At 63.6% G+C, this 23,068-nt stretch carries 18 protein-coding genes; 13 read left to right on the plus strand and 5 right to left on the minus strand.

Annotated features, from left to right (window positions below):
• Positions 1 to 131: 131 nt before the first annotated feature.
• From BJD12_RS09040 to BJD12_RS24200, 5 genes are all read left to right on the plus strand, one after another.
• The gene (locus BJD12_RS09040; protein ID WP_005998453.1) at positions 132 to 1,952 is read left to right on the plus strand and encodes a copper resistance system multicopper oxidase; all 1,821 of its coding nucleotides are present in this window, start codon (positions 132 to 134) and stop codon (positions 1,950 to 1,952) included.
• A 203-nt stretch (positions 1,953 to 2,155) separates the two neighbouring features.
• Complete coding sequence (locus BJD12_RS09045; protein ID WP_229000228.1) at positions 2,156 to 3,208, plus strand: copper resistance protein B; 1,053 nt, start codon at positions 2,156 to 2,158, stop codon at positions 3,206 to 3,208.
• A gap of 211 nt (positions 3,209 to 3,419) precedes the next feature.
• A complete protein-coding gene (gloA, locus tag BJD12_RS09050; protein ID WP_005998456.1) occupies positions 3,420 to 3,944 on the plus strand; it encodes a lactoylglutathione lyase in 525 nt (174 codons plus the stop codon).
• Between the two features lie 339 nt (positions 3,945 to 4,283).
• Positions 4,284 to 5,045 (plus strand): hypothetical protein, encoded by a 762-nt coding sequence (locus tag BJD12_RS09055; protein WP_039425673.1) that lies wholly within the window; start codon positions 4,284 to 4,286, stop codon positions 5,043 to 5,045.
• A 72-nt stretch (positions 5,046 to 5,117) separates the two neighbouring features.
• Positions 5,118 to 7,040 carry a peptidoglycan-binding domain-containing protein gene (locus BJD12_RS24200; protein WP_039425674.1) on the plus strand — a complete coding sequence of 641 codons (1,923 nt, stop codon included), beginning with the start codon at positions 5,118 to 5,120 and terminating at the stop codon, positions 7,038 to 7,040.
• 134 nt (positions 7,041 to 7,174) lie between these two features.
• Here the strand turns inward: BJD12_RS24200 and BJD12_RS09065 are convergent, their stop codons facing one another.
• The 3 genes from BJD12_RS09065 to glmS form a co-directional block, all read right to left on the minus strand.
• Positions 7,175 to 8,329, minus strand: a complete 1,155-nt coding sequence (locus tag BJD12_RS09065; protein ID WP_058564151.1) for a hypothetical protein — start codon at positions 8,327 to 8,329, stop codon at positions 7,175 to 7,177.
• Between the two features lie 371 nt (positions 8,330 to 8,700).
• Positions 8,701 to 9,174 (minus strand): hypothetical protein, encoded by a 474-nt coding sequence (locus tag BJD12_RS09070; protein WP_005993167.1) that lies wholly within the window; start codon positions 9,172 to 9,174, stop codon positions 8,701 to 8,703.
• A gap of 352 nt (positions 9,175 to 9,526) precedes the next feature.
• Positions 9,527 to 11,356, minus strand: a complete 1,830-nt coding sequence (glmS, locus tag BJD12_RS09075) for a glutamine--fructose-6-phosphate transaminase (isomerizing) (protein WP_005993165.1) — start codon at positions 11,354 to 11,356, stop codon at positions 9,527 to 9,529.
• A 206-nt stretch (positions 11,357 to 11,562) separates the two neighbouring features.
• On the opposite strand from glmS, the gene BJD12_RS09080 reads away from it, so the two are divergent.
• The 7 genes from BJD12_RS09080 (at position 11,563) to BJD12_RS09110 (ending at position 19,671) form a co-directional block, all read left to right on the plus strand.
• Complete coding sequence (locus BJD12_RS09080; RefSeq protein WP_005993163.1) at positions 11,563 to 12,834, plus strand: efflux RND transporter periplasmic adaptor subunit; 1,272 nt, start codon at positions 11,563 to 11,565, stop codon at positions 12,832 to 12,834.
• 47 nt (positions 12,835 to 12,881) lie between these two features.
• Positions 12,882 to 13,601: an ABC transporter ATP-binding protein gene (locus tag BJD12_RS09085; protein ID WP_005993160.1), complete on the plus strand. Its 720-nt coding sequence runs from the start codon at positions 12,882 to 12,884 to the stop codon at positions 13,599 to 13,601.
• Positions 13,602 to 13,612: 11 nt separating this feature from the next.
• Positions 13,613 to 14,914 (plus strand): ABC transporter permease, encoded by a 1,302-nt coding sequence (locus BJD12_RS09090; RefSeq protein ID WP_005993158.1) that lies wholly within the window; start codon positions 13,613 to 13,615, stop codon positions 14,912 to 14,914.
• A 55-nt stretch (positions 14,915 to 14,969) separates the two neighbouring features.
• Positions 14,970 to 16,196, plus strand: a complete 1,227-nt coding sequence (locus BJD12_RS09095; protein WP_005993156.1) for an ABC transporter permease — start codon at positions 14,970 to 14,972, stop codon at positions 16,194 to 16,196.
• A gap of 120 nt (positions 16,197 to 16,316) precedes the next feature.
• Positions 16,317 to 16,787 carry a hypothetical protein gene (locus tag BJD12_RS09100; RefSeq protein WP_005993154.1) on the plus strand — a complete coding sequence of 157 codons (471 nt, stop codon included), beginning with the start codon at positions 16,317 to 16,319 and terminating at the stop codon, positions 16,785 to 16,787.
• Between the two features lie 179 nt (positions 16,788 to 16,966).
• The gene (locus BJD12_RS09105; RefSeq protein ID WP_039429036.1) at positions 16,967 to 18,310 is read left to right on the plus strand and encodes a sigma-54-dependent transcriptional regulator; all 1,344 of its coding nucleotides are present in this window, start codon (positions 16,967 to 16,969) and stop codon (positions 18,308 to 18,310) included.
• A gap of 8 nt (positions 18,311 to 18,318) precedes the next feature.
• Positions 18,319 to 19,671 (plus strand): sensor histidine kinase, encoded by a 1,353-nt coding sequence (locus tag BJD12_RS09110; protein WP_042827969.1) that lies wholly within the window; start codon positions 18,319 to 18,321, stop codon positions 19,669 to 19,671.
• Between the two features lie 134 nt (positions 19,672 to 19,805).
• On the opposite strand, the gene BJD12_RS09115 is transcribed toward BJD12_RS09110, so the two are convergent.
• Both BJD12_RS09115 and glmU read right to left on the minus strand, forming a co-directional pair.
• Positions 19,806 to 20,774, minus strand: coding sequence for a right-handed parallel beta-helix repeat-containing protein (locus BJD12_RS09115; protein WP_005992058.1), 969 nt, complete (start codon positions 20,772 to 20,774; stop codon positions 19,806 to 19,808).
• A gap of 102 nt (positions 20,775 to 20,876) precedes the next feature.
• Positions 20,877 to 22,241: a bifunctional UDP-N-acetylglucosamine diphosphorylase/glucosamine-1-phosphate N-acetyltransferase GlmU gene (glmU, locus tag BJD12_RS09120; RefSeq protein WP_039421817.1), complete on the minus strand. Its 1,365-nt coding sequence runs from the start codon at positions 22,239 to 22,241 to the stop codon at positions 20,877 to 20,879.
• Between the two features lie 146 nt (positions 22,242 to 22,387).
• On the opposite strand from glmU, the gene BJD12_RS09125 reads away from it, so the two are divergent.
• On the plus strand, positions 22,388 to 22,774 hold the full coding sequence (locus BJD12_RS09125; RefSeq protein ID WP_005992062.1) for a GtrA family protein: 387 nt from the start codon (positions 22,388 to 22,390) through the stop codon (positions 22,772 to 22,774).
• Positions 22,775 to 23,068 lie beyond the last annotated feature (294 nt).

The following is a 23,068-nucleotide window of genomic DNA, read 5'->3' on the forward strand; positions in this document are numbered from 1 at the left end:
CACCCGCCGTCCGACTAGTGCGCGCCGTGTCTATCGGCCATTCCACGCCTGCTTCGCCCCGCGTCCTTGCACGCGGGATTTCCCAGCGATGCGTCGCGTCTGCCAATCCATGCAGATGCGCCGGAGGTGACATGTCTTCCGATTCCCCTGTCTTCGATCCAACATCCCCGCCCCTCACCAGCCGGCGCCGCTTCGTGCAGGGCCTGGCCCTGGGCGGTCTTGCCGCGGGTACCGGACTGTGGCGCGCCGACGCGCGCGCAGCCGGCGCGGTGACCACCCCGGTCTTGCGCGGCAGCAGCCAGTCGCTGCAGATCGGCCGGCTGCCGGTCAATTTCACCGGACGTACGCGCCCTGCCATCACCGTCAACCAGAGCCTGCCTGCGCCCACGCTGCGCTGGCGCGAAGGCGACACGGTGAGCGTGCGCGTGCGAAACGCGCTGACCGACCAGCCGACTTCGGTGCACTGGCACGGCCTGCTGCTGCCGGCCAACATGGACGGCGTGCCCGGCATGAGCTTCGATGGCATTGCGCCGGGCCAGGAGTATCACTACCGCTTTGCGCTGCGCCAATCCGGTACCTACTGGTACCACAGCCACTCGATGTTCCAGGAGCAGGCCGGCTTGTATGGCGCCATCGTCATCGACCCGCTGACACCGCCGCCGTACCGCTTTGATCGCGAACACGTGGTGCTGTTGTCGGATTGGACGGATCTTGATCCGGCCGCACTGTTTCGCCGTTTGAAACAGATGCCCAGCCACGACAATTACGCACAGCGCACGGTGGGCGATTTTCTGCGCGATGCGCGCGAAGACGGCCTGCGCGCCACGCTGGCTGACCGCGGCATGTGGGGGCGTATGCGCATGACGCCCACCGACCTGTCGGACGTCAACGCCAACACCTACACCTACCTGCTCAATGGCGTGGCGCCGGCCAGCAACTGGACCGGGTTGTTCGCGCCGGGCGAAAAGCTGTTGCTGCGTTTCATCAATGGCTCGTCGATGACCTACTTCGACATCCGCATCCCCGGCCTGCGCATGACCGTGGTCGCCGCCGACGGCCAGTACGTGCATCCGGTGAGCGTGGACGAGTTGCGGATTGCCGCTGCAGAGACCTTCGATGTGCTCGTCGAGCCCACTGGCCAGGACGCATTTACGCTATTTGCGCAGGACATGGGCCGTACCGGTTTCGCCTGCGGCACGTTGGCGGTACGGCATGGCCTGCGGGCGCCGATTCCCGCGCTGGACCCGCGTGCCATTTTGACCATGCAGGACATGGGACATGGCGATGGCATGACGCACGCGGCCCATGCCAGGCATGCAGGCGATGCGATGCAAGGCGACCCGCATGCCGCATACGCGATGCCGATGCCGATGCCGATGCCGATGCCGGCCCAGCATGCGCACGCTGCGGACGCGGCATCGGACAAGACTCCTCACCATCCCGCCAGCGAAGATGGCAACCCACTGATCGACATGCGCAGCAATGCCACCGCGCCGCGCCTGGACGACCCCGGTGTAGGCCTGCGCGATAACGGCCGACGCGTGCTGTGCTACGGCGACCTGCATAGCCTGTTCGACGACCCGGATGGCCGCGAACCAGGCCGCGAGATCGAGCTGCATCTGACCGGCCACATGGAAAAATTCGCCTGGTCTTTCGACGGCATCGCCTTCGCTTCGGCGGACCCCCTGCGGCTGCGCTACGGCGAGCGGCTGCGCATCGTGCTGGTCAACGACACCATGATGCAGCACCCGATTCACCTGCACGGCATGTGGAGCGACCTGGAAGATGCCGACGGCAATTTCCAGGTGCGCAAGCACACCATCGACATGCCGCCCGGCACCCGCCGCACCTACCGCGTGCGCGCGGATGCGCTCGGCCGTTGGGCCTATCACTGTCACCTGCTGTACCACATGGAAGCAGGCATGATGCGCGAAGTGCGGGTGGACGCATGAGCGCGTTCCGTCTAAGCCCGCTGCTGGTGAGCATGTGGATGTTGAGTGGATCGTTGGCTGCGCAGGAGCACGTGCAGGCGACGGGCAGCGACGCAGCGCACGATGCGCATACGCATGCGATGCAGATGACGCCCCAAGCTGACGAAGCCGATCTGCAAACGGCAGTTCCGTCGGATGCGGAGTCGGCAGCTGCACAGGACACGATGCCTGCCATGGAGATGGCCCACGCGCACATGCAGCACGGCGACGGGACGCCCTCGTCTACGGCGCATTCTCATCACGATGCCGCAGCATCTGTGGCACCCACCGACGCACCGGTGTTACACCGTGCTCGGATGCAGGAATCCGCAGTCAAGCCGCCTGCGGATCATGGCCACCTGTCGCACGCGGGCATGGAGCATGGCGCGATGAATCACTCATCCATGAAAGATGCCCCTGTGCAGCAGGTGCAGATGGATCACACAACCATGGACCATACGCAGATGCATCACGACGCACCGGCACACATGCCGGTGCAAACGCAGGCCTCCGCGCACAGCGCCGCACTACCACGCGAGCCGATTCCGGCGCCGACCGCCGAAGACATCGCAGCGGCCTTCGCACCGCTGCACGGCCACGCGATGCATGGCACGGCAGTCAACCGCTACGTGCTGCTCGATCGACTGGAAGCGTTCGATACCGATCGCGGCAGCGGCCAGCAATGGGAAGCGCGCGCATGGATCGGCGGCGATATCAACCGTCTGTGGCTACGCAGCGAAGGCGAGCGGCAGCAGGGTCGCACGCAAGACGCGTCGGTGGAAGCGTTCTACGGCCATGCCATCTCGCCTTGGTGGGATGTATTAGTGGGCATGCGCCAGGAGATCGGCACCGACCATCGCAGTTGGGCTGCGTTCGGCGTGCAGGGTCTGGCACCGTACAAGTTCGAAACCGAGGCCACCCTCTTCGTTGGCAGCGGCGGCCGCGCAGCCCTACGACTGGAGGGCGAATATGACGTCCTGCTGACCAACTGCCTGATCCTGCAGCCGCGCGTGGAAGCAGACATCGCATTGCGCGACGATGCGCAGCGCGGTATCGACCGTGGGCTGGAGCAGCTCCGAGCAGGCGTGCGACTCCGCTACGAAATCACGCGCCGGTTTGCGCCCTACATCGGCTGGGTGCATCAGCGCAGCTTCGGCGACCGTGCCCAGCGCGCCACGATGGATGAGGAGCCGGCGCGCGACAGCCGCTTCATCGCTGGCGTGCGCATCTGGTTCTGAAGTGGCCGACGCAGTGCGTATGGACGTCGGGCAGCGCCCATGCGCACTGCCCGCACGCTTGCATGCGTAGACATGAACCGATGATTGACCAGCCCGCTGCACACAGATCACCGGAGCCTGCAATGCAGACACGCCGACCACCATTACCTCACTAACATCGGCGTCCAATACACGCTGCCATGTAGCCCAAAACTCAACAGGGAACCCAACAATGCCTCTGACCGATCTGCAACACGTCCCCGGCGCCAGCACCGCGCCCGCCGAAACCAACGGTTTCGTATTCAACCACACCATGCTGCGCATCAAGGACGCACAGCGCTCGCTGGACTTCTACACGCGTGTGCTCGGCTTCCGCCTGCTGGATGCGCGCCACTTCGCCGAGGCCGAGTTCAGCCTGTACTTCCTTGCACTGTTACCGAAAGACGCAGCGATTCCAGACGACGACGCAGCACGCCGTCTGTGGATGGCCGGCATCCCCGGCGTGCTGGAACTCACCCATAACCACGGCACCGAGACTCAGGACGGGCCGGTCTATCACGACGGCAACAGCGACCCGCGCGGCTTTGGTCATCTCTGCGTCTCGGTTCCGGACATCCACGCTGCCTGCGCGCGCTTCGACAGTCTCGGCGTGCCGTATCAAAAGCGTCTGGAAGACGGGCGCATGAAGCACCTGGCCTTCATCAAGGACCCGGACGGCTACTGGGTGGAGATCATCTCCAACACGCCGCTGGCGTAAGCACGCAGGCCGCTCGGCCCTGAGGCTTCACGGGTGATGCAACGGATGAGGTGCAGGCCTGAAACCCCACGCATCCGCTTGCCCGGAAGCCCCACGCCCATCGGGCATCCTGGCCCCGCGATGCTCGGCGCGACGACTGGACACATCGCCGCGCTGGAGTAGACTTTCGCCGCCCTCCGCAATGGATGCACCCCTATGCTCGTCAGGAAGATTCCACTGATCCTTGCGATAGCGATGATCGCCGCATGCAAGCCAGCGGCAATGGACACCACACCTCCGAAGACAACGGCCACCGCGGCCAGCACCACCCCCAAACCTTCAGACAAGGATGCTTCTCCCATGCAGGACGCAACCCAGGGTTCAACCCAACAGCTCCAGCCGCCCCGCCCGGATAGCGTGCTGTACTTCATCAGCAACATTGATGGCGACGGCGCAACATCCTATGAAGTCGCCAATGGCAGCTGGATCAATTACTGGTACGGCTTTCAATTTGAACTCAGCGGTAGGCGTTACTACACCGGCTTTGCCTGGGAAACGCCCGAGCTCTACGGTGCCGAGCGCGAAAATCACTACGCTGCCCCTGATACCAAGGTGACACTTGCTCACGCCACGTTTGTGACCAGCGAGCCGGGTAGCAAGTCCCAGTGGAAGCTGCTTGGCGTAGAACCCTATATTGGTGAATTCGGGGGTAGCGAAAAAGGCAACGAGGTCGATACCGAGCGCAAGCCCCAGACATGGACCACACCCTCGGGCGACATGCTACTGGCGTTACCCACGTGGTATCTGGTTTCGGGGGTCCGTATGCGGACCATCGACGTATTACTGTTCAATCCGCATGAATTGACGAAGACCGATGAAAACATGTGGCGACACCTGGCAACGCTCGAGGCCGGTTCCAATAACGATGCGAGTTGCGGACCCGACTCCCCAGGATCCATCCCTTGCATCGACGTCACCGGCACGCTTGCCATCGTGCCGCAAGATGGTAGCGACATGCCGCTGTTGCGGGTGAGCGTCCCTGGAGCAGCCAGCCAGGGTGACACGGTAACCGAATACCTTTACGATGCGTCGCAGAAAACCTACCGGTCGACCTCCCGGTAAGAGTCAAAGGATTGGCTCAGGTCGACTTAACGCGGCAGCATTTGCTGCCGCCTCGATCGCATGGAGAACGCGATGGCACGTGACTATAACCGCGCTGAAGTACTGGACATCATCGAACGTGAAGCGCAGCAGCGGAATATTCCGCGCGACGACTTCATGCGGTTCGCCTATATCGAAACTGGCGGCCAATTTAACGAGCTGGCATCCCGCGGCCCAAATAGCGCTAAAGGTTTATTCCAGTTCGTACCCGAAACGGCTGAGCAATACGGAATTAGAGGCCGCGAGTTGGATCCGGTCGCTAATACCGATGCCGCTGCACAACTTTATCAGGACAACCGTCGCATCTTGGTAAATCGCCATGGAAACAACGGCATGCCATATCTGTCGGGCAAAGAGCAGCCCGATGGAATGGATCTGTACATGGCGCACCAGCAGGGTGCGGACGGCTATCGTTCGATCCAGTCGGCGATCACACACGGCGAGTTCATCCGCCCCGATACTCGCGCTAAGATCATCAACAATGTCTCCAGAGAAGACCTGAAGGAAGTTACAGGGGTCGAATACGACGCGTTTAAACGTCTTCCCGACAAGGAGATGGCACAAACGTTCAGTCAGTACTGGGATAGCAAGTTTGATCGCATCCGCATTCCTGAAAAGGGGATCGAACCGGTTAACGATGCACCTTCACGGGCATCGACGCAGACACTCGGTACTCCTGCACAAGCACAGCCGCCGGCAGCACAGCAGAAAGGCGCTATCGCGCTAGGCGCTGCCTATGACTTGACAGAGAAGTACGACCACGTCAAATACGCGATGAGTGGCAAGCATGCAGGTGTGGATGGGAAGCACCCGGAACAAGGGTATGTTGATTGTTCTGGCTGGGTCGCCACTCTGCAGAACGCAACCATGAAGGAGATCAACGAAAAAGCTGGGCATACCGTGTTCAGTAAAAAAGACGAATTCAAGCTGGCAATTGACGGCGCGGCGATGATCGTGGAAAAAGCGCAGCAGCGCTCTGGCGTCCTGATCCAAGGCAAAGAGGTCACTGCCCAAAACCTCAAAGAGGGCATGATCATTGGTGAGGACAATGGCCCCCAGAGTTGGGACAAAGGACGCTACAAGGGCATCGACCACATCACGATGGTGGTGCGCGACCCTAAGGATGGCGAACTCAAGATCAGCCAATCGCGTGGCGGTGAGGGCGTCGAGCTCAGCTCGCTGGATTCTTACCTTGAGCGCAAGCATGCCAAGGGCGTCAAGCTCTATGCCAGCGACCCGCTTTCCGAGGCACGCGAGTTGCTGCAGGACCGCAGCCAGAGCAAACAGCAATCTCAGGACGGCAACGCACACAAACCCACGCATACGCAGGATGCCGCAGGGACATCCGGGGTGCTGCGGGAAAAAGCGCATGGCGCCGAGGTTGAGAAACTGCAGCAGACCTTGCAGCAGCTGGGCTACAAAGATGCCAATGGCAACGAACTCAAAGCCGACAGTGCTTATGGCCAGCGGACGGGCGAAGCCGTCAAGGCATTCCAACGTGCGCACGGGCTGCAGGATGACGGCATCGTTGGCGTCGATACGCTCAAGGCACTGAAGCAAGCCGAGAAGACGCCGTTGCTGTCGGAAAAAACCAATCCCGATAATCCGCTGTATAACCAGGCCGTGAGCAAGCTGGAACAGTTGGGTCCGAATGCGTTCGCGGACCGTCGTGCACTGGAGAATGCAGCGGGTTCATTGGCGTTCGAAGCCAAGGTCAGCGGTTTGCAGCGTATCGATGCGGTGATGCAGAGCAAGGACGGCACTGGATTGTTCGCCGTACAGGGCCAGCCAAGCGACCCCGCGCACCAGCGCATCTACACGGACAAGGCAGCTGCTGCGGAGCGCCCGTTGGAGCAAAGCAGCAATGCGGTCCGGCAGGACGCGCAGTCGCAATCACAAACACAGGTCCAAGATCAGCAAGAGCAGCAACGCAGCCAGGCACGCAGCGTCGCCTGATACATCTGCAATACGGAAAAAACAAACGGGCACTGATCGATGGATCAGTGCCCGTTCTGCTTCAAGCATGCGCTGACTGCGAAAGTTACCGGACCGCCGCAGGATCAGCTGTCCGTCGTTGCCCGATCCGATGCTCAATGGGATGCCGCAACACTCTCTCTATCCGGAAACCATTGCGGCAAGCGCTCGGCGAATTTCGCTGCACATTCGTCGCTATAGGCGTGTGCGGCTTCTTTGACCAGCGCGTAGTCGTTCGCTTCCCACTCTTCCAGCGAGGCAACGCGCGGTGTCGGCGTACAGTCCAGACTGACCGGACTTGCCTTGCGCTTCAGCAGACCGCTCCGTTCCCCTCCGATCGTCACTGCGTAGCGCAGCTCGTAAGGTGACTTTGCGTCGGCCAGGCTCTGGTACACCAGCAGCCAATCTGACATCAGCACCTGCAATGGGAACGGATCCACCGGAAGCGCTGCCGGATGCCCGGTAAAGTAGGTTTTCAGGTGTGCGTTGACTGCATCGCGCTGCAATTGATAGCCAGGATTGCCCACACCTTCCATCTTCTCGCCTTTCAAGTGTCCTTTGCCGAAGATGGACACCCCGACTCCACGTCCCTGGCTGCCAAGTAGCAGGCCCAGGGCGACCTGCGTACCGACGACCGCACCGGTATGCCCTCGGCGCACCACACGCAGCATTTCATCGCCATTGGGCAGACCGTTAGAGCCAACACGCATGGTGGCGCGCAAGGGGAGCAGCAACGCCCAATCTGCCGGCGGCGTAACGACCGTGGCGATATCGCCCTGCGTCTGTGCTGATGATTGCCCGTCTACCGCCGCAACCACGACCGTCCCCGCCTCGGCAGCAGCGGCATAGGCGGTTGCGGTAGAAAAGTCACCGCCCGCAAACGCCGGCACCACCATCACTGCCTCTGCATTACGCGTCGGTGTGCAGAACGTGCTTGCGGCACGCATCTGCGCTTCGTGACCGATGCCATTGGTCCGGTGCGACACGGCATCCTTGCCGTACTGCTCCACCAGCTTGGCGATCAATGCATCCGATGGCGGTTGCTGTGCGCAGACCTCGGCAGCGGCGATACGCGACCAGGCATACTGCAGTGCAGGATCCCAGCCCATTGCATCTTCACCCACGAATCCGTGGTCGTAGTGATACGCATAGATGGCAGGGTCGATTTCCTGCAGCGTCATTCCACCCTGACCGGCGTAGCCCGGCGGCAGGTCTTGTGCAACAGCAAGACCAGGCAGTGCCAACAGCACCGCCGCGATACACGTCTTCATGAATCCATGTCCTTCTGGATGATTGCGACGCGCAGCATGTCCCCCATGCTGCGCGCGCGATGCGCCGCAACGCATTGACGCTCGATGATCAACAGTGCAGGGCCCTGACCGTTGGGTAATGGCACTCACCCGCAGATCTGCCTGCGGGGCTAGTGTGCGCGCAGACGGCGACGATCGCAGTCGGGGCGGGCCCGACGCGCATGTCGGGACCGCCCCTGCCAAGGCTCACTGCTCAGGGCAGCTAACGGACGTGCTGGGCGGTCGTCAGATGGTGCGAACGGCACGCTCAAAACCGGAGCGCACATGCGTACATGCCGTACCGCTCGCTTGGCGCGCGCGTTGGGACTGCCCAAATATTTTGTCAGCCGCTCTCAGGCATGCAAGATCCCGCCAGCCCCAGGCTGCCAATCGCGGGGCGTGCGCAGTGCGGTAAGGATGCGGACCAACTCGCGATAGCTCGCAGCCAGCTGTGCGAACAAGCTCGCATCGCTGCAACGCGTGTCGGCCACCTCCGAATACGCGCCGCGCCCCAGGTCGATGTAGTAATCAATGCTGAGACGACGGCGCTGTGCCACGCCGGGGAATAGCCCGGCAATCAGCAGGCAGCCATCGCCGACATCGCGCAACGCATCGGCCCGCACGCTGCCGATCTGGTCCTGTGCATGCAGCCACGCCAGCGCCTGCGTGCGCGAGAGCAGATGCGCATCGCGCTGAAAGCGCAGCAACACGAACACCAAGTAATGTTCGCGCGACTCGTCCAGCGGACGTGCGATCCGCTGCCCCGCTTCGCGTACCAACGCCTGCCACAATTCTGCAGGCGCCCCCTGTTTGAAAGACTCGTACATACGTCCTCCTGCGTGGTGTTGACCCTCGCAAGAAGCTTATGCATAACCTGGGCCAAAGCGTTGGCAGCGGGCATGGTCGAGCGCTAATCGGTCTCGCGTCTGCGTTGGAAGGCGGGATGAGTCTTCATAACCGGTTTGGTACGGCACATACCCGCCACCACGCCAGATGGCGATAAGCGATGGCCTCGATGTTGCACCGGTAACCACCGACGGCTTGCAGAGCAACCATCACCAGATGGCGAGCGCTGCGTGGTAGGGCGCGGAGGCGCACTGCAATTGCAATGGAACGCGCAGTACACGCGCATTGCGGGCATCGCCCGCGCCCTACAGCGCAGCAGGTCGTGCGCCGGTGCTACTCCACCGTCACCGACTTGGCCAGGTTGCGTGGCTTGTCCACGTCGGTGCCGCGTGCCAGCGCGGTGTGATACGCCAGCAGCTGCACCGGGATGGTGTGGATCACCGGGGACAGCACGCCGGCATGGCGCGGGGTACGGATCACGTGCACGCCTTCGGACTCGCTGAAGTGGCTGTCCTGGTCCGCGAACACGAATAGCTCACCGCCGCGGGCGCGCACTTCCTGCATATTGGATTTGACCTTCTCCAGCAGCCGGTCGTTGGGTGCGATCACCACCACTGGCATCGCCGCATCCACCAGCGCCAGCGGGCCGTGCTTCAACTCGCCTGCCGGATACGCTTCGGCGTGGATATAGGAGATTTCCTTGAGCTTGAGCGCGCCTTCCAGTGCGATCGGGTAATGCAGGCCGCGGCCCAGGAACAGGGCGTTCTCCTTGGGCGAAAAACGCTCGGCCCAGGCCATGATCTGCGGCTCCAGGTTCAGGGCGTGCTGTACGCTGCCGGGCAGGAAACGCAGCTGCTCCAGATAATCGGCTTCCTCGGCCTCGCTGATGCGTCCCTGCAACTTGCCCAGCACCATGGTCAGCTGGAACAGCACCGCCAGTTGCGTCGTGAAGGCCTTGGTCGAGGCCACGCCGATCTCTGCGCCGGCACGCGTGTAGCAAACCAGTTCGCTGGCGCGCGGGATGGCGCTCTCGGGGACGTTGCAGATCGACAGCGTGTGCAGATGCCCCAGCGATTTGGCGTATTTCAGCGCTTCCATTGTGTCCAGCGTTTCGCCGGATTGGGAAATGGTGACGATCAGATGCTTGGGGTTGGCGTACGCGGCGCGGTAACGGTATTCGCTGGCGATTTCCACGCTGCACGGCAGCCCGGCGATGGCTTCGATCCAGTAGCGCGCGGTCATGCCGGCGTAATAGCTGGTGCCGCAGGCCAGAATCTGCACGCCTTCGATCTCGCGCAACACCGCTTCTGCATTGGCACCGAACAGCGACGCCGGAAAACCTTTCGCGTCGATCGCCGCCTCGATGGTGTCGGCCAGCGCGCGCGGCTGCTCGTGGATTTCCTTCTGCATGAAATGGCGAAACGGGCCCAGCTCCAGCGACGCCAGCGACACATCGGAAAGATGCAGCGGGCGCTCGACCGGTGCGTCGTTGGCATCGAAGACGCGCACGCCATCGCGACGCAGCTCGGCGGTATCGCCTTCTTCCAGGAAGATCACCTGGCGGGTCGCCTGCACGATGGCCGACACATCGGAGGCGACGAAGTTTTCGCCCTCGCCCACGCCGATCAGCAACGGGCAGCCCATCCGTGCGCAGACAAACCGCTCCGGCTCGGCCTGGCTCATCACCGCCAGCGCGTAGGCGCCGCTGAGCTCCTTGACCGTGCGCTGGAGCGCGCTGAGCAGATCGCCGGCGTCGGCCAAATGGTGATGAATCAGGTGCGCGATGACTTCGGTGTCGGTCTGCGACTCGAAGGTGTAGCCGAGCGCGCGCAGCTTCTCGCGTTGCTGCTCGTGGTTTTCGATGATGCCGTTATGCACCAGCGCCACGCCTGCGCTGATATGCGGGTGCGCGTTGGCTTCGGTGACCCCGCCGTGGGTGGCCCACCGGGTGTGGCCGATGCCCAGGGTCGCGCCGAACTGTTCGGCCTGCGCCGCCTGTGCCATCTCGGCCACGCGCCCGGTCCGGCGCACCCGGCGCACCTGCGCACCATCGAGCACCGCAATGCCGGAGGAGTCATAGCCACGGTATTCCAGGCGCTTGAGTCCTTCGATCAGGACCGGGACCACGTCGCGCCCGGCGATCGCTCCGACAATGCCGCACATAGGGACAGCTCATGAGGAAAGAAGACCGGCATTTTAGCGTGTCCGCTCTTGTCCACTGCATGACCGCGGCCGGACAGCGTGTCCGCACAGGTGTCCGCGGACACTGCGGACACCCGCCATCCCGGCGTTAATGTCTTTCATATCAGCCACTTGGCAGTTGGCACGCGGCGTGCTTTGTCAACATGACGCCACCGAGCACGCCGACCATGATTCGCGATACTTCTGCCCAGGACCAGGTTCTTCGTACACCCGCCGGCAACGCGCCGTGGCGTCGCTGGCTGTGGCCCGGCGTCGCGACCGTGGCGGTGCTGGCCGGTATCGGTTGGGCGATCACCGCATGGAGCGCCGGCAGCAGCTCCTTCGATGCCAGCCGGGTGCGCATCGCCACGGTGAGCCAGGGCGATCTGGTGCGCGACATCGCCGCCGACGGCCGCGTGATCGCCGCCAACAGCCCGGTGCTGTACGCCATCTCGGCCGGCACGGTGACGCTGAGCGTGGTGGCCGGCGACGTGGTCAAGCAGGGCCAGGAGCTGGCGCGCATCGACAGCCCCGAGCTGCGCAGCAAGCTGGCGCAGGAACAGGCCACCCTGGCCGGCCTGGAAGCCGAATCCAGCCGCGCCGGGCTGGATGCCACGCTGGCCCGTGCCAACGCCAGCAAGCTCACCGACCAGGCCAAGATCGACAAGCAGGCCGCCGCGCGCGACCTGGAGCGCTACCAGCGCGGCTTTGATGGCGGCGCGGTGCCGCAAGTGGAGCTGGCCAAGGCGCAGGACACCTTGAAGAAGACCGACATCGATCTGCAACACGCCCAGCGCGATGCGTTGCTGAAGAGCCAGGGCGCAGACCTGGATTCGCGCAACAAGCGCTTGCTCGCCGACCGCCAGCGCGCGGTGGTGGCCGAAGTGCAGCGCCAGGTGGACGCCCTCACCCTGCTATCGCCATTCGATGGGCAAGTCGGCCAGGTGCAGGCTGTGCAACATACCCAGGTTGCGGCGAACGCACCGATCCTGGGCGTGGTGGACCTGTCCAAGTTCGAAGTGGAGATCAAGGTGCCGGAAAGCTTCGCGCGCGACTTGGCGATCGGCATGCCGGCCCAGCTCACCAGCGGTAGCGGCGAACCATTCCCCGGCGCCATCTCGGCGGTGTCGCCGGAAGTGGTCAACGGCGAGGTCACCGCACGCATCCGCTTCGCCGACAAGCAGCCGCCGGGCCTGCGCCAGAGCCAGCGCATGAGCGCGCGTGTGGTGATGGACACGCGTCGCAATGTACTCAAGGTCGAGCGCGGCCCGTTCGTCGAGCAATCCGGCGGCAGCTACGCCTACGTGATGGAAGGCAACGCCGCGGTACGCCGCCCCGTGCGCATGGGCGTCAGCAGTCTGGGCGAAGTGCAGGTGCTGTCCGGCCTGCAGGTCGGCGACCGCGTGGTGGTGTCCGGTGCAGACAACTTCGGCGACGCACCGCGCGTCACCGTTCACTGATTCATTCAATCCTCTTCGTCGCACTCTCTTTCGCAAAGGAATCGGCAATGCTCAAGATGCAATCGGTCTCCAAGGTCTTCCGCACCGAACAGGTGGAAACACACGCGTTGCGCTCGCTGGACCTGCATGTGCGCGAAGGCGAATTCGTTGCCGTGACCGGGCCGTCCGGTTCGGGCAAGACCACCTTCCTCAACCTGGCCGGGCTGCTGGAAACCTTTACCAGCGGGCAGTATCTGCTGGATGGCGAAGACGTCAGCCATCTCTCCGACGACGCGCGTTCGCGGCTGCGCAACCAGAAGATCGGTTTCATCTTCCAGGGCTTCAACCTGATCCCCGACCTCAACTTGTTCGACAACGTCGATGTGCCGCTGCGCTACCGCGGCATGCCCGCGTCCGAGCGCAAGCAGCGCATCGAAGAAGCGCTGACCAAGGTCGGGCTGGGTTCGCGCCTGAAGCATTACCCCACCGAACTTTCGGGCGGCCAGCAACAGCGTGCCGCCATCGCACGCGCACTGGCCGGCAGCCCGCGCCTGCTGCTGGCCGACGAACCCACCGGCAACCTCGACTCACAGATGGCACGCGGGGTGATGGAGTTGCTGGAAGAAATCAACAGTCAGGGCACCACCATCGTGATGGTCACCCACGACCCGGAACTGGCCGCGCGCGCGCAGCGCAACGTGCACATCGTCGATGGCCAGGCCACCGATCTGGAACGCAATCCCAGCCTCATGCGCGCACCCGCCGCCGCTGCAAGCCTGGCCGACTAAGGAGCCCGCCCATGTTCGGCTATTACTTCACTCTGGCGGTGCGCAGTTTCCGCCGCAACAAGGTGCTCACCGCACTGATGGTGCTGGCCATCGCGCTCGGCATCGGCGCCAGCATGACCACGTTGACGGTGTTCTATGTGTTGTCGGGCGACCCGATTCCGCAGAAAAGCGATCGGCTGTTTTATGTGCAGGTCGATGCGCACCCGAAGTCCGGCTATCAGCCGGGAGAGGAACCCGATTACCAGTCCACCCGTTTCGACGCCGAAGCGCTGCTGCGTGAGAAGCGCGCCATGCGCCAGGCAATAATGACTGGTGGAGATGTCGCGATCGAGCCACAGCGCAGCGGGATGACCCCCTTCAAGTTGAATGCGCGTTATAGCTCGGCCGATTTCTTCCCGATGTTCGACGTACCGTTCCTGCACGGCCAGGCCTGGTCAAGTGTCAGCGATCAGCGGCATGAACGCGTCGCGGTGATCAGCAGGCCGTTGAACGAAAAGTTGTTCGATGGTGGCAACAGCGTCGGACGCGAGATTCGCGTGGACAAGAATACATTCCGGATCGTAGGCGTTCTGGATAACTGGAAGATCGACCCTCGCTTCTATGACATCACCGAAACCTACGGCTCGGATGAGCAGTTGTACATCCCATTCAGCGTAGCGATGGATCTAAAGTTGAGTCATTCTGGCGGAACCAACTGCTACGGCAAGGTCGAAGCTGGCGACACCACCGCTCTCAATGCCCCCTGCAGCTGGGTGCAGTATTGGGTGGAGTTGGAGAATGCAAAGCAGGCGGGCGATTACAAGGCATATCTCGAAAACTATTCCGACCAACAACGTGCCGCCGGGCGTTTTACCCGACCGAACAATGTGCGCCTGCGCAATGTGATGGAATGGCTGGATCACAACAAGGTCGTGCCCAGCGATGTGCGCCTGCAGCTGTGGTTGGCCATGGGCTTTCTGCTGGTGTGCCTGCTCAACACGGTAGGCCTGTTGCTGGCGAAATTCCTGCGCCGTAGCGGGGAGATCGGTGTGCGGCGCGCGCTTGGCGCGTCGCGTGGCGCAATCTTTGCGCAATGTCTGGTGGAGGCAGGAACCATCGGCCTGGCCGGCGGCATCGGCGGACTTGTGCTGGCGTGGCTGGGGCTGTGGGCGGTGCGTCAGCAGCCGGTGGATTACGCCGCGCTGGCGCACCTGGATATCACGATGCTGCTGCTGACGTTCGCCATTGCGATCGCCGCGAGTCTGCTCGCCGGCATCCTGCCGTCCTGGCGCGCCATCCAGGTCGCACCGGCGCTGCAGTTGAAGTCGTCCTGACTCTCCTGCCCGCCGCACCGCGGCGGGCCACGCTCCCTATCTTCAAGGTAAGCCCATGGACATCCGCCCCATCATCTCCACCTTGCGCCGCCACAAGACGGCCGCCGCACTGATCGTGCTGGAGATCGCACTGGCTTGCGCCATCATCTGCAATTCGCTGTTCCTGATCGGCAATCGCCTGGACACGCTCCACAGCGCCAGCGGTATCGCCGAACAACAGTTGCTCAGCATCCAGCTGGACGGCATCGGTCCGCAGGCCAATGCCGATGCCCGTACCCGGGAAGATCTGGCAGCGCTACGCGCGGTGCCCGGCGTGCGCAATGCGGTGATCACCAATCAGATCCCCTTCGTCAATTACTCCTCCAACACGGGGCTGGCCCTGACCCCGGAGCAGGAACGCTCTACGCTCAATGCCGCGCAGTATCTGGTCAGCGAAGGCAGCCTGGATGCACTTGGCCTGCAATTGAATGCCGGCCGCGACTTCAGCCCCGACGAATACATCAGCCAGGAAAAGGCTGATAACGACGATGAGGTCCGCAAAAAGGGCGCGGCGGTCATTTTGACGCAGGCCGCTGCCGACAAGATGTTCCCCGACCATGGCGCGCTCGGCAAGACCATCTACTCTGGCGATGTCCCGCTGCGTATCGTCGGAATCGTTCGCACCCTGGCGCGGCCGAACAATGTCAATGGAGTGTCGGCAAAGGCCTATTCGATGCTGTTGCCTATCCGTGCTCCGTACACTGATGGGCAATACATCGTGCGCGTCAGCGACCCTCTCCGGCGGGCAGAGGTGCTGAAGGCTGCGGTGGCGGCCTTGATGAAGGTGGACAACAGCCGGCTGGTGCTGAAACAAGAGACCTATACCGAAATCCGCGAAAAGTACTTTCGCAACGATCGTGCCATGATCTGGCTGCTTGGAGCGGTATGCATCGCCCTGTTGATTGTGACCGCCTTGGGCATCGTCGGCCTGGCGAGTTTCTGGGTGCAGCAGCGCACCAAACAGATCGGTATCCGCCGCGCATTGGGCGCCACGCGCACGCAAATCCTGCGGTACTTCCAGATCGAGAATTTTCTGCTGGCCTCGATCGGGATCGTGCTCGGGATGCTGTTGGCCTATTCGATCAACCTGTGGTTGATGGCGCGCTACGAATTGCCACGCCTGCCATTGATCTACCTGCCGATCGGCGCGCTCATGCTGTGGATGCTGGGCCAGATTGCGGTGTTCTGGCCCGCACGTCGCGCGGCGTTGGTACCGCCGGCAGTCGCCACGCGCAGCGCCTGAGCAGGCCATGGGACGCTGCCTCAAGGCAATCACCACACCCTGGCGACCGGCGGTGCCGGCTGCTGGTCAGCGACGCATGCCGACAAACCGCGATGCTTCCCTTCCAAGGCCCTTCTCCCTATGCGTCCGATCGTCGATCCACGCATCGTCGCCGGTGTACTCGCCATCACTGCGGTGAGCGGCGCGCTGCTAGCCGGCGATGGCGCGGCCGTGCACCCTGCCACACCCACCACTGGTCAGGTGACTGAGCGCACCGCGCTGCGCATCGACGATCATCAGCTGCATTGGCGCCGCGACGCACGGGCGCTGGTGCTGCCCGCCACAGCCGACGGCCTGCGGGTCACGCAGGCCAGCGAGCCGCTGGCACTGCAGTTGCGCAAGGGCGACCAAGTGCGTGCAGCTGGTGGCCACAGCATCGCGACCGTGGACGATCTGCTGTTCGCGCTGCGCGCTGCGGCAGGCCGTCCAATACAGGTGCAGGTAGCACGCGGTCAGGCACAGTTGAGCCTGACCTGGACGTCGCAGCTGTATGGGCCACGGCTACCGCCGCTGCCGCCTGCGCCACCATCCCCGCCACAAGCGCTGCGGTAGCCGTCGCTTGCAGCCGGCTTACGCACGCTGGCTTGTCACATTGACCATCGCCTATGCGGCGCTGTTCCATCGCAACGTGCCTTCCCATCGCCAGCGGCACGCGGCGTGCGGCGACACCGGCTTGCGCCGTATGCTGTGATGCGTACTTCCTCCCACACCTTTTGCCTTTCGAGCGCGCAATGCCGCAGATCCTGATCATCGACGACAACGCTGCCGTCGCCACCGCGCTGGAGGTGCTGTTTTCCTTGCACGACATCGAAGCGCGGCATGCGTCATCGCCGCAGGCCGGATTGGCGCTGCTGGACGAGCAGGCATTCGACCTGGTGATCCAGGACATGAACTTCACCGCCGACACCACCTCCGGCGAGGAAGGCGAGGCGCTGTTTACCCAGATCCGCCAGCGTCATCCGGATCTGCCGGTAATCCTGCTCACCGCCTGGACCCATCTGGGCAGCGCCGTCGGCCTGGTCAAGGCCGGCGCCGCCGACTACATCGCAAAACCGTGGGACGACACCAAGCTGCTGACCACGGTCAACAATCTGCTCGAACTTTCCGAGGCGCGGCGCGAACTCGCGCGCCGCCGCGAACGCGAGCACCGTGGCCGCGAGCAACTGACCCAGCGCTACGATCTGCGCGGCGCGGTCTTCGCCGACCCCGCCAGCGAACGCGCCATCGCGCTCGCCTGCCAGGTCGCACGCTCGGAGTTACCGGTGCTGATCACCGGCCCCAACGGCAGCGGCAAGGAAAAGATCGCCGAGATCATCCAGGCCAATTCGGCGACCAGGCATGGACCCTTCATCGCGCTCAATTGCGGCGCCCTGCCGGGCGACTTGATCGAAGCCGAATTGTTCGGCGCCGAGGCGGGCGCGTATACCGGCGCCAACAAGGCGCGCGAAGGCAAGTTCGAAGCCGCCGATGGCGGCACGCTGTTTCTCGACGAGATCGGCAACCTGCCGCTGGCGGGCCAGATGAAACTGCTGCGCGTGCTGGAGACTGGGCGCTATGAGCGGCTGGGTTCCAACCGCGAGCGACACGCCAAGGTGCGCGTGATCAGCGCCACCAACGCCGACCTGCCGGCGATGATCCGTGCCGGCAGTTTCCGCGAAGACTTGTACTACCGCCTCAACACTGTGGAAATCGCACTACCTGCATTGGCAGAGCGTCCGGGCGACATCGCGCCACTGGCCGAACACTTCCTCGCCGGTGAAAAGCCGTTGTCTGCGCAGGCACGCGATGCGCTGCATCGGCACGCCTGGCCTGGCAATGTGCGTGAGCTGCGCAACGTGCTGCAACGTGCGTCGCTGCTTGCGCAAGGTGCACGCATCGAAGCCGGCGATTTGAACCTGCCGCGCGCCGCCGCGGCGCGACCGGTGGCAGCGGTCGCCGGCGAGCCGGATCGTGCGCGCATCGAACAGGCGTTGGTGCGCGCCCAAGGCGTGATCGCACAAGCCGCCGCGGAACTGGGACTGAGCCGGCAGGCGCTGTACCGGCGGATGGACCGTTACGGCATCAAGTCCGAATGAGCGCGCATATGTGGCATCGCTCCTTCACCTTCGCACTGTTTTTACGGCTATTGCCGGTGCTGGCACTGGCCGCCGCCCTGCCCTGGTTCATGGCGTACTGGCTGGATCGCGGCTGGCAGGTAGCTGCAATTTCGGTCGTCGTGCTGCTGGCCGCGATGTGGTTCAGCCTCACCCGCGCCACCGCACCGATGCGCTCGCTGTTCCGCGCCCTGGCCGGCACCACCAGCAGTTACCGCGATGGCGAATACAACTTCGGCGTGTATTGGCGCGGCACCGACGAACTGGCGCAGCTGGTACAGGCGCATGCCGAACTCGGCGACGTACTGCGCGCGCAGCGGCGCGATCTGGTGCAGCGCGAATTGATGCTCGACACCATGCTGCAGAACACCCCTGTGGCGATGTTGCTGGTGGTGGCCGGCGGCGATGGGCTGCGCCGCATCGGGTTTTCCAACAACGCCGCACGCAAACTGCTCTACGGCGGACGCAAGCTCGAAGGCCAGCATCTGGACGACGTGCTCGAACGCATGCCAGGCGAGCTACGCGATGCATTGGCACGCGGCGGCGACTGCCTGTTCGCCGTGCGCGAGGACGGCGATGACGAAGACGACGAGCAGATCTATCACCTGTCCCGGCGCAGCTTCCACCTCAACGGACGCGGCCATGAGTTGCTGCTGATCCGCACCCTGACTACCGAATTGCGGCGCCAGGAAGTGCAGACCTGGAAAAAGGTCATCCGCGTGATCAGCCACGAATTGAACAACTCACTCGCACCGATCGCCTCTCTGGCGCATTCCGGCGCCGAACTGTTGCGGCGCGAACGCACCGACCGCCTGGGCACGGTCTTCGAAACCATCGAAGAGCGCGCGCGTCATCTGGAAGGCTTTATCCGCGGCTATGCGCGCTTTGCCAAACTGCCGCAACCGCAATTGCAGACCATCGAATGGGCGCCGTTTCTGGAGCGCCTGCGGCACCAGATCCCGTTCCAGTTACAAGGCGAGATCAGCGATGTCAGCAGCCGCATCGATGCGGCGCAGATCGAACAGGCCATGCTCAATCTACTCAAGAACGCGCACGAGGCTTGCAGCGAAGCGCAGCCGCCCAACAGCGACGTGGCGGTGCGCGTGACACGCTTGCCGCAATGGCTACGGATCGAGGTGCTCGACCGCGGCAATGGCATGAACGAAGCGGTGCTGCATAACGCTCTGATGCCGTTCTATTCGACCAAGCGCAACGGCACCGGGCTGGGTCTGGCGCTCACCCGCGAGATTGCCGAAGCGCATGGTGGGCGTATTTCGCTGCACAACCGCGAACATGGCGGGCTGTGTGTGACCTTGTTGCTGCCCTCGGCATCGGCTGCGTAGCCAGACACTTTCGATACGATCGAACGCCTCGCATGGCCAACTAGCCGATGGCCTTCCAGGCCCCGGCAAGACCACACAACGCACGGCCGGTGGCTGCAAAAAACGCGCACAATCGCGCTGCGACTGCAGCGTCGTCAATCGGGTTTGCGCGTGCCGCGCTCTGCAATGCGCGGTCGCTTCAGTGCGCCACAGGCATCGTCTGCCCCAGTCGTCCCGGTCGCATCGATGGCGCGGTAATACCCGATGCCGACGGTATTGCCGACAAACTCGCCACCTTGCGATGGGCACTCGCCATCGGCCTTGAACCAATCCGAAAACGCAGCGTATTTGCCGGCCCTGAGGAACTGGTTGCCGCCGACATAGGTCTGGTCGGAGGCATCGCGCGTACGCACTGCGTCGCCGTTGACGTCCACAAACGTGTTGCCTTCGATCCGGTTACCGGACGAGTGCCGCGCCAGATACAGCGCATGGATAAAGCCGGAGGTAGTGGTGTCGTTTTCGATCGACACGAAGCGATTGTGTTCGATGCGGTTGTCGCGCGACTGTTGCAGGCGGATCGCCGCAAACGAATAGGCGGCCTCCTGACTGCGGCCGTAGCGCCCACCGATCCGCTCGAACTGCATGTTGCGGATCGTGTTGCCGCCATTGCCGTCCTCATCGGCCTTGCTGCTGCCCAGATCCAGCGCCATCCAGTAGTTGCTGACGGTCAACCCCTCGAAGGTCAGCCGCGTCGGTGCATTTCGCCCGCCTTTCAAGGCGAACCAGGTTGCGCCACCGCGTCCATCGAAGACCGGCGGGCGCGCAACGCCAGGAGCGGCGATGAAGCGGATCGGCGCGCCGTTGGCAAAGGTCCAGTGCACCGACTGTTGAAGATAGGTACCCGAGGCGATCACTACCTCCACCTCCCCTGCCGGCCGGCGCTCGACCAGGCGTTGCTGCGCGGCGCCGAGACTGCGCAATGCCGTCGAAGGCGCGGTACCTGCTGCCGTATCGTTGCCATCGGGCGCCAGATACAGCCGGTAAGGCGGGGCCGATGCCGCACCCGCCTGCAGCATCGGCAGACTCAGTGACAGCATCAACAACATCTGTGCTCGCAGCTGCATGGTGCACCTTGCTTCGGTCGATCGTGACGCACACTATCGGCACGCATCGCGATGCGCACGGCCACGCCATCGCATGCACTGCGCACGCGCCAGCATTTCATCCTACTTCTTGGTCGGCCGCTCCCAACCTTCGATCACCGTCTGCCGCGGGCGAGCGACGCTGAGCTGGCCGGCCGGGGCATCGCGCGTGATCACCGAGCCCGCGCCAATGGTGGCATTGGCACCGACTTGGATCGGCGCCACCAGCGCGCTGTTGGAGCCGACGAACGCGTTGTCGCCGATGGTGGTCTGCGACTTGTTCACGCCATCGTAGTTGCAGGTGATGGTGCCGGCACCGATGTTGACCTTGCTGCCGATCACCGCATCGCCCAGGTAGGTCAGATGGTTGGCCTTGCTGCCCACACCCATGGTGACCTTCTTGGTCTCGACGAAATTCCCGATATGCACGCCATCGGCGAGCATGGTGCCGGGGCGCAACCGCGCGAACGGGCCGATCTGCACCGCACCTTCGGTGACCACGCCGTCCAGATCGCAGTGCGCACGCACCTGCGCGCCGGCCCCCAGCGTCACATCGCGCAGCCGGACGAACGGGCCGATCACCACGCCATCGCCAAGCGTGACATCGCCCTCCAGAATCACATCGATATCCAGCTGCACATCGCGTCCTACCTGCACCGTGCCGCGCTGCTCCACGCGCGCCGGGTCGGCCATGCGCACGCCCTGCAGACACAGCGCACGCGCTGCGCGCAGCTGCCAGGCGCGTTCGAGCTGGGCCAATTGCCACGGGTCGTTGGCACCTTCCACCTCCTGCGGGTCGGCCACATGCACCATGTCTGCGGGCGTGAAGTCCGCGGCGGCGCTGGCAAACACGTCGGTGAGATAGAACTCGCCCTGTGCATTGTTGTTGGACAAACCACCCAGCCAACGTCGCAGTGCGGTGGATTCGGCGGTGAGGATGCCGGTGTTGATGGTGCGGATGCGCCGCTGCTCGTCGTTGGCGTCCTTCTGCTCGATGATCGCCGCCACCTTGCCTTCGGCATCGCGCAGGATGCGTCCGTAGCCGGTGGGGTTGGCGAGTTCGGCGACCAGCACCGCCATCCGGCCGGGTGCATGCAGCAACTGCAACAGGCTCTCGCTCTGGATCAGCGGCACATCGCCGTACAGCACCAGCACGGTGGCCGCATCCGGAATCGCATCCATCGCCTGTTGCACCGCGTGGCCGGTGCCGAGCTGCTGCTGTTGCTCGGCCCACTGCAGATCGGCTTGCCCGGCAAAGGCGGCCCGTACCTGATCGCCACCATGCCCGTAGACGATGTGGACCGCGGCCGGCTGCAGCTGCCGAGCGGTGGCGATGACATGCGCCAACATCGGCTGGCCCGCCAACGGCTGCAGCACCTTGGGCAAGGACGAGCGCATGCGCTTGCCCTCGCCCGCAGCCAGGATCACGACGTGCAGGGGCAGGGTCATCAAGAATTCCAAAGGCGGGAGATGGGCCAAATTCTAGTCGCAGCCATGCAAAATCGCGTGCTCGATCGATGCCTGAAACACGCGATGACAACTTTTTAAGCGGTGCGCCCGCTAGGATGGGCGCCCTTTCTTCGTCGCCGGCACGCATGAGCCTGTTCCGCCAAGGCAGCCAGTTCACCCTGATTGGCGGCCTGCAATTGGCTGTGGATTGCGGCATCTTCATCGCCGCCACTGCCGCCGGCATGCCGACGGTGCCGGCCAATCTGCTCGGGCGCATCAGTGGCGCGGTGCTGGGTTTCTGGCTCAATGGCCGCTACACCTTCGCCCAGCAGGGCGGTGGCGCACGCCTGGGCTGGCAGCGCTTCCGCCGCTTTGCGGTGATGTGGCTGGCGCTGACCGTGATCAGCACCTGGCTGCTGTCGGCGACGGTGGATCTGGTCGGTCTGCGCCAGGCCTGGTTGGCCAAGCCGCTGGTCGAAGGCGGCCTGGCGATCGTGTCGTTCTTTCTCGGCCGGCATGTTGTGTATCGCTGAGGCAAGGCAAGCGACCGGCCGCATGGCCTACCCCAGCGTGCGCTCGACCTGAGTCCGTAGGGTATGCGCCCGCTTTCGACCTGGAGCGCGGCCAACGAGGACCCCATGGAGTTGGCGCAGGCGCTTGGCCACATCGCTCTGTCGGTCGAAGGCGACGTCAGCTACGCGTCTTGCGACCTCCACTCTGACGCCGCTGCACAAAGCGAGGGGCGCCGCATCCGGAAGATGCGGTAAAGACGTCGCACCATAAACAGATGGGAGGGCAGACGTTCCTGACCGCAGACCGGTTGATCG

Source organism: Xanthomonas vesicatoria ATCC 35937, from assembly GCF_001908725.1.
GTDB lineage: Bacteria > Pseudomonadota > Gammaproteobacteria > Xanthomonadales > Xanthomonadaceae > Xanthomonas > Xanthomonas vesicatoria.

What these genes read in the sequence shown, in the direction of transcription:
- BJD12_RS09090 (WP_005993158.1), top strand. Translation starts at nt 13,613, where the DNA reads ATGTTCGGCTATTACTTCACTCTGGCGGTGCGCAGTTTCCGCCGCAAC.
- BJD12_RS24200 (WP_039425674.1), top strand. Translation starts at nt 5,118, where the DNA reads ATGGCACGTGACTATAACCGCGCTGAAGTACTGGACATCATCGAACGT.
- BJD12_RS09055 (WP_039425673.1), top strand. Translation starts at nt 4,284, where the DNA reads ATGCAGGACGCAACCCAGGGTTCAACCCAACAGCTCCAGCCGCCCCGC.
- glmU (WP_039421817.1), bottom strand. Translation starts at nt 22,241, where the DNA reads ATGACCCTGCCCCTGCACGTCGTGATCCTGGCTGCGGGCGAGGGCAAG.
- BJD12_RS09110 (WP_042827969.1), top strand. Translation starts at nt 18,319, where the DNA reads ATGTGGCATCGCTCCTTCACCTTCGCACTGTTTTTACGGCTATTGCCG.
- glmS (WP_005993165.1), bottom strand. Translation starts at nt 11,356, where the DNA reads ATGTGCGGCATTGTCGGAGCGATCGCCGGGCGCGACGTGGTCCCGGTC.
- BJD12_RS09095 (WP_005993156.1), top strand. Translation starts at nt 14,970, where the DNA reads ATGGACATCCGCCCCATCATCTCCACCTTGCGCCGCCACAAGACGGCC.
- BJD12_RS09045 (WP_229000228.1), top strand. Translation starts at nt 2,156, where the DNA reads ATGCCTGCCATGGAGATGGCCCACGCGCACATGCAGCACGGCGACGGG.
- BJD12_RS09080 (WP_005993163.1), top strand. Translation starts at nt 11,563, where the DNA reads ATGATTCGCGATACTTCTGCCCAGGACCAGGTTCTTCGTACACCCGCC.
- gloA (WP_005998456.1), top strand. Translation starts at nt 3,420, where the DNA reads ATGCCTCTGACCGATCTGCAACACGTCCCCGGCGCCAGCACCGCGCCC.
- BJD12_RS09125 (WP_005992062.1), top strand. Translation starts at nt 22,388, where the DNA reads ATGAGCCTGTTCCGCCAAGGCAGCCAGTTCACCCTGATTGGCGGCCTG.
- BJD12_RS09105 (WP_039429036.1), top strand. Translation starts at nt 16,967, where the DNA reads ATGCCGCAGATCCTGATCATCGACGACAACGCTGCCGTCGCCACCGCG.
- BJD12_RS09065 (WP_058564151.1), bottom strand. Translation starts at nt 8,329, where the DNA reads ATGAAGACGTGTATCGCGGCGGTGCTGTTGGCACTGCCTGGTCTTGCT.
- BJD12_RS09115 (WP_005992058.1), bottom strand. Translation starts at nt 20,774, where the DNA reads ATGCAGCTGCGAGCACAGATGTTGTTGATGCTGTCACTGAGTCTGCCG.
- BJD12_RS09040 (WP_005998453.1), top strand. Translation starts at nt 132, where the DNA reads ATGTCTTCCGATTCCCCTGTCTTCGATCCAACATCCCCGCCCCTCACC.
- BJD12_RS09070 (WP_005993167.1), bottom strand. Translation starts at nt 9,174, where the DNA reads ATGTACGAGTCTTTCAAACAGGGGGCGCCTGCAGAATTGTGGCAGGCG.
- BJD12_RS09085 (WP_005993160.1), top strand. Translation starts at nt 12,882, where the DNA reads ATGCTCAAGATGCAATCGGTCTCCAAGGTCTTCCGCACCGAACAGGTG.
- BJD12_RS09100 (WP_005993154.1), top strand. Translation starts at nt 16,317, where the DNA reads ATGCGTCCGATCGTCGATCCACGCATCGTCGCCGGTGTACTCGCCATC.